We start from the raw sequence: 5,931 nt of genomic DNA, 5'->3' as shown, positions 1-5,931 counted from the left end.
CGACCGTCACCGGTCGCCGGGGCAGTGGCGTGTGTGGGGTGTCAGCTCGCGCCGGGTACCTGGAGCACGCGCGGAGCGTGTCGGCGGTCACGACGCGGAAGAGGCGCCCGGACCGGCGACGATGCGTGCTCACGGTCTGACCGCCGTGTCGCCGCGGGGCTGGCCAGTGGAGTGGCTCCCGACCCGATCGGCGCCCGGGGGATGGTGGGAGTGCCGGTAATCGGGTACATCAGGACAAGTAGCACCGGTTGGTACGGCTCGGCAGGCGCCCATGCGCGCTCCGCGCGGACCGGCCGCGTCCGCCCACCCACAACGCGGCGAGGTGAGCTCCTCATGTCCGCACCATCCGCTCCGAAGAACACGCCCAAGGTCACCGAGCGTGAAGCGCGCCAAGTGGCCGAGGCCGCGCGCGAACAGGACTGGCACAAGCCCAGTTTCGCCAAGGAACTCTTCCTCGGGCGCTTCCGGCTCGACCTGATCCATCCGCATCCGCTGCCCGCCGCGGACGACGTCCGGCGCGGCGAGGCGTTCCTCGCCCGGCTGCGCGACTTCTGCGAAACGAGGATAGACAGCGCCCTCATCGAGCGTGAGGCGAGGATTCCCGACGAGGTGATCAACGGACTCAAGGAGCTCGGCGCGCTCGGAATGAAGATCGACCCGAGGTACGGCGGCCTCGGCCTGACCCAGGTCTACTACAACAAGGCCCTCGCCCTGGTCGGCTCCGCCAGCCCCGCGATCGGTGCGCTGCTCTCCGCCCACCAGTCCATCGGCGTACCGCAGCCGCTGAAACTCTTCGGCAGCCAGGAACAGAAGGACACCTTCCTGCCCCGGCTGGCCAGCACCGACATCTCGGCGTTCCTGCTCACCGAACCGGACGTCGGCTCCGACCCGGCCAGGCTCGCCACCTCGGCGGTTCCGGAGGGACCGGACTACATCCTCGACGGTGTGAAGCTGTGGACGACCAACGGTGTCGTCGCCGACCTGCTCGTCGTGATGGCCCGCGTTCCGAAGTCGGAAGGCCACAAGGGCGGCATCACTGCCTTCGTCGTCGAGGCGGACTCCCCGGGCATCACCGTCGAGAACCGCAACGCCTTCATGGGCCTGCGCGGCCTCGAGAACGGTGTCACCCGCTTCCACCGGGTCCGGGTCCCGGCCGCGAACCGCATCGGCCCCGAAGGCGCAGGGCTCAAGATCGCCCTCACCACGCTCAACACGGGACGGCTCTCCCTGCCCGCCATGTGCGTCGGCGCCGGGAAATGGTGTCTGAAGATCGCCCGCGAGTGGTCGGCGGTCCGTGAGCAGTGGGGCAGGCCGGTCGCCCGGCATGAGGCCGTCGGCGCCAAGATCTCCTTCATCGCCGCAACCACCTTCGCGCTCGAAGCAGTGGTCGACCTCTCCTCCCAGATGGCGGACGAGAACCGCAACGACATCCGGATCGAAGCGGCCCTCGCCAAGCTGTACGGCTCCGAGATGGGCTGTCTGATGGCCGACGAACTGGTCCAGATCCGAGGCGGCCGGGGCTTCGAGACAGCAGCGTCCCTCGCCGCCCGCGGCGAGCGGGCCGTCCCCGCCGAACAGCTCCTGCGCGATCTGCGGATCAACCGGATCTTCGAGGGCTCCACCGAGATCATGCATCTGCTGATCGCCCGTGAGGCCGTCGACGCCCATCTGAAGGTCGCGGGGGACATCATCGACCCCGACAAACCTCTCTCCGCCAAGGCGAAAGCGGGTGCGAACGCGGCCGGCTTCTACGCCCGCTGGCTGCCCAAGCTCGTCGCAGGGCCAGGGCAACTCCCGCGTACGTACGGGGAATTCAATCCGCCCGGACACCCCGACCTGTCCACCCATCTGCGCTACGTCGAACGCTCCGCCCGTAAACTCGCGCGCTCCACCTTCTACGCCATGTCGCGCTGGCAGGGCCGGATGGAGACCAAGCAGGGCTTCCTCGGCAGGATCGTCGACATCGGCGCGGAACTCTTCGCGATGAGCGCCGCCTGCGTCCGCGCCGAACTGCTGCGCAGCTCCGACGACCATGGCCGCGAGGCCTACCGGCTGGCCGACACTTTCTGCCGCCAGTCCCGCGTCCGCGTCGAGGAACTCTTCACGCGCCTGTGGTCCAACACCGACGACCTGGACCGGCGCCTGGTCGACGGCGTCCTGTCCGGTGCGTACACCTGGCTGGAGGAAGGCATCATCGATCCGAGCGGCGAAGGCCCGTGGATCGCCGACGCCACTCCCGGGCCTTCCGCCCGGGACAACGTCCACCGCCCTGTTCGCTGAACCGCGGACCACCGGGCGGGCGCACGTCCACTCACCGGACGTACCCCGCCCGGCCGCGCGGGACAGGGCAGGATGACGGTCCGTGACCGTCATCCACATCCCCGGCTCCAAGTCCGTCACTGCGCGTGCCCTGTTCCTGGCCGCCGCCGCGAACGGCACCAGCACCCTCGTACGGCCCCTGCGCTCGGACGACACCGAGGGCTTCGCCGAAGGTCTCGCGTGCCTCGGTTACCGGGTCCGGCAGGAAGCGGACCGCTGGCACATCGAGGGCCGCCCCTCAGGCCCCGCCGTCACCGACGCCGACATCTACTGCCGCGACGGCGCCACCACGGCACGCTTCCTGCCGGCGCTCACCGCGGCCGCCGCCTCCGGCACGTATCGCTTCGACGCCTCCGCCCAGATGCGCCGCCGCCCCCTCGCCCCGCTCACCGAGGCCCTGCGCACGCTCGGCGTCGACCTGCGTCACGACGCGGCCGAGGGCCACCACCCGCTGCGGATCAGCGCATCCGGAATCAACGGCGGCGAACAGGAACTCACGAACCGTTAGGGTTCCCGGGCCCACGCCGTCTCCGGGAGCACCTGGTGGGCCGTCGTGGGGGACGCACTGTCCACACCCACAGCCGATGCGGCAACAATGGGGGGCATGAGCGACAGCCCTGCCCCCCTCGCCGACCCGCACCTCGTCTTCGACGCCACGGAAGGCCGCCGGGATCTTGTCATCCTCGGCTCCACCGGTTCCATCGGCACCCAGGCCATCGACCTGGTGCTGCGCCATCCCGACCGCTTCCGCGTCACCGGGCTCTCCGCCGCGGGCGGACGGGTCGCCCTCCTCGCCGAGCAGGCGCGGCGACTGCGGGTGCGCACCGTGGCTGTCGCCGCACCGGACGCCGTACCGGCCCTCCGTGAGGCGCTGCGCGAGCAGTACGGGACGGGCGAGCCGCTCCCCGAGATCCTGGCAGGCCCCGAAGCCGCCACCCAGCTCGCCGCCGGCGACTGCCACACCGTGCTCAACGGAATCACCGGCTCGATCGGTCTCGCCCCCACGCTCGCCGCGCTCGAAGCGGGCCGCACGCTCGCCCTGGCCAACAAGGAGTCGCTGATCGTCGGCGGCCCGCTGGTCAAGGCGCTGGCCGAGCCCGGTCAGATCATCCCGGTCGACTCCGAGCACGCCGCACTCTTCCAGGCGCTCGCCGCGGGCACCCGTGCCGACGTACGCAAGCTCGTCGTCACCGCGTCCGGCGGGCCCTTCCGGGGACGCACCAGGAGCGAGCTCTTGGGCGTCACCCGCGAGGAGGCCCTCGCGCACCCGACCTGGGCCATGGGACCGGTCATCACGATCAACTCCGCCACCCTGGTCAACAAGGGACTGGAGGTCATCGAGGCACATCTCCTCTACGACATTCCGTTCGACCGGATCGAGGTCGTGGTCCACCCCCAGTCGTATGTTCACTCCATGGTGGAGTTCACCGACGGCTCCACTCTCGCGCAGGCCACGCCCCCGGACATGCGGGGCCCGATCGCCATCGGCCTCGGCTGGCCCCAGCGCATCCCGGACGCCGCACCCGCCTTCGACTGGTCGAAGGCGTCCAGCTGGGAGTTCTTCCCCCTCGACGACGAGGCCTTCCCGTCCGTGGGACTGGCCAGGCACGTGGGCACGCTCGGCGCCACCGCCCCGGCCGTGTTCAATGCCGCGAACGAGGAATGCGTCGACGCATTCCTGGCAGGACGGCTGCCGTTCACCGGAATCATGGATACGGTCACGGCGGTGGTGGCCGAACACGGCACCCCCGCCACGGGAACTTCGCTCACGGTCGCAGACGTCCTCGAAGCGGAGACCTGGGCACGCGCCCGGGCCCGTGAACTCTCGGCGAAAGCGACAGCGGAGGCGCGCGCATGAGTATTACGACGGTCCTGTTGACGATTCTGGGCATCGTCGTCTTCGTCATCGGGCTGCTGTTCTCGATCGCCTGGCACGAGCTGGGGCATCTGTCGACGGCGAAGCTCTTCGGTATCCGCGTCCCCCAGTACATGGTCGGCTTCGGACCGACGATCTGGTCGCGGAAGAAGGGCGACACGGAGTACGGGATCAAGGCCATCCCGGCCGGCGGCTACATCCGCATGATCGGCATGTTCCCGCCGGGGCCGGACGGGCGTCTGGAGGCGCGGTCCACGTCACCGTGGCGCGGCATGATCGAGGACGCCAGGTCCGCGGCCTTCGAAGAGCTCGAACCGGGTGACGAGAAGCGCCTCTTCTACACGCGCAAGCCGTGGAAGCGCGTCATCGTGATGTTCGCCGGACCGTTCATGAACCTGGTCCTCGCCGTCGCGATCTTCCTCGGTGTGGCGATGACCTTCGGCTTCCAGACCCAGACCACCGAGGTGGCCGGTGTCCAGAAGTGCGTGATCGACCAGAGCGAGAACCGCAATAAATGCAAGAAGTCCGACCCGGTCTCGCCCGCACTGGCTGCAGGACTCAAGAAGGGCGACAAGATCGTCGCCTTCGACGGCCAGAAGGTCGACGACTGGGCCACGCTCTCCGACAAGATCCGCGACACCATCGGCCCCGCCACCGTCACGGTCCAGCGCGACGGCCAGGAGAAGACCCTCCACGCCGTGCTGCAGGAGAACTCGGTCGCCAAGAAGGACTCCAAGGGCGAGGTGGTCCCCGGGGACTTCGTTCCGGCCGGATACCTCGGCTTCGCCGCCCAGACCGAGATCGTCCCCCTCTCCTTCGGCGACTCGGTCGTCCGCATGGGAGACATGATCCAGAACGGCGTCGAATCGATCATCGCCCTCCCCTCCAAGATCCCGGACCTGTGGAACGCGGCCTTCGGCGACGGTGAGCGCGCAGCGGACTCCCCGGTCGGCGTGGTCGGTGCGGCCAGGATCGGCGGCGAGGTGATGACGCTCGACGTCCCGGCGCCGAACCAGATCGCGATGATGCTGTTCCTGCTGGCCGGCTTCAACCTCTCGCTGTTCCTCTTCAACATGCTGCCCCTGCTGCCGCTCGACGGCGGACACATCGCCGGAGCGCTCTGGGAGGCCCTGCGCCGCAATGTGGCACGGGTCTTCAGGCGTCCCGACCCGGGCCCCTTCGACGTGGCCAAGCTGATGCCGGTCGCCTATGTCGTCGCAGGTGTCTTCATCTGCTTCACGCTGCTGGTGCTGGTGGCCGACATCGTCAATCCGGTCAAGATCTCCTGATCTCCCGACCGGCCCGGTGCACCATGGGTGACGGCCCGGCACACAGCGTGTGTCCGGGCCCGTCCCTCCGCACTGCACACCCGGACGCGATGTGCTCGGGGGTGTCGCCGGTGCCGTAACCTCGAAGTCCGGAGCCCGCCGATCTCGGGACCTTGATCCACACCTTGGGGATGCTCAGCGCATGACTGCGATTTCTCTCGGAATTCCGTCCGTTCCGACCAAGCTCGCCGACCGGAGGGTCAGCCGCAAGATCCAGGTCGGGTCGGTGGCGGTCGGCGGGGATGCGCCGGTGTCGGTGCAGTCGATGACCACGACGCGTACGTCGGACATCGGTGCGACGTTGCAGCAGATTGCGGAGCTGACGGCGTCGGGCTGTCAGATCGTGCGGGTGGCGTGTCCGACGCAGGACGATGCGGACGCGCTGGCGACGATTGCGAAGAAGTCGCA

At 69.1% G+C, this 5,931-nt stretch carries 4 protein-coding genes and 1 pseudogene; all 5 read left to right on the top strand.

The features are described from left to right. The first annotated feature begins 333 nt into the window (after positions 1–333). Positions 334–2,280 carry an acyl-CoA dehydrogenase family protein gene (locus ABTZ94_RS35830; protein ID WP_351207357.1) on the top strand — a complete coding sequence of 649 codons (1,947 nt, stop codon included), beginning with the start codon at positions 334–336 and terminating at the stop codon, positions 2,278–2,280. Positions 2,281–2,362: 82 nt separating this feature from the next. Continuing rightward, positions 2,363–2,815: pseudogene (locus tag ABTZ94_RS35825) on the top strand (carboxyvinyltransferase); the annotation flags it as partial. Between the two features lie 108 nt (positions 2,816–2,923). Next, on the top strand, positions 2,924–4,177 hold the full coding sequence (gene dxr, locus ABTZ94_RS35820) for a 1-deoxy-D-xylulose-5-phosphate reductoisomerase (protein ID WP_351207355.1): 1,254 nt from the start codon (positions 2,924–2,926) through the stop codon (positions 4,175–4,177). Continuing rightward, positions 4,174–5,484 carry a M50 family metallopeptidase gene (locus ABTZ94_RS35815; RefSeq protein WP_351207353.1) on the top strand — a complete coding sequence of 437 codons (1,311 nt, stop codon included), beginning with the start codon at positions 4,174–4,176 and terminating at the stop codon, positions 5,482–5,484. The genes dxr and ABTZ94_RS35815 overlap by 4 nt, the downstream gene beginning before the upstream one ends. Positions 5,485–5,665: 181 nt before the next feature. Next, positions 5,666–5,931 (top strand): flavodoxin-dependent (E)-4-hydroxy-3-methylbut-2-enyl-diphosphate synthase (locus ABTZ94_RS35810; protein ID WP_351207351.1); only part of this gene is annotated, 266 nt, incomplete at its 3' end.

The sequence above is a fragment of the Streptomyces sp. NPDC002785 genome, assembly GCF_040295565.1.
GTDB lineage: Bacteria > Actinomycetota > Actinomycetes > Streptomycetales > Streptomycetaceae > Streptomyces.
The sequence above is the reverse complement of the archived record's forward strand: the minus strand, read 5'-3'. Positions and strand labels throughout refer to the sequence as shown.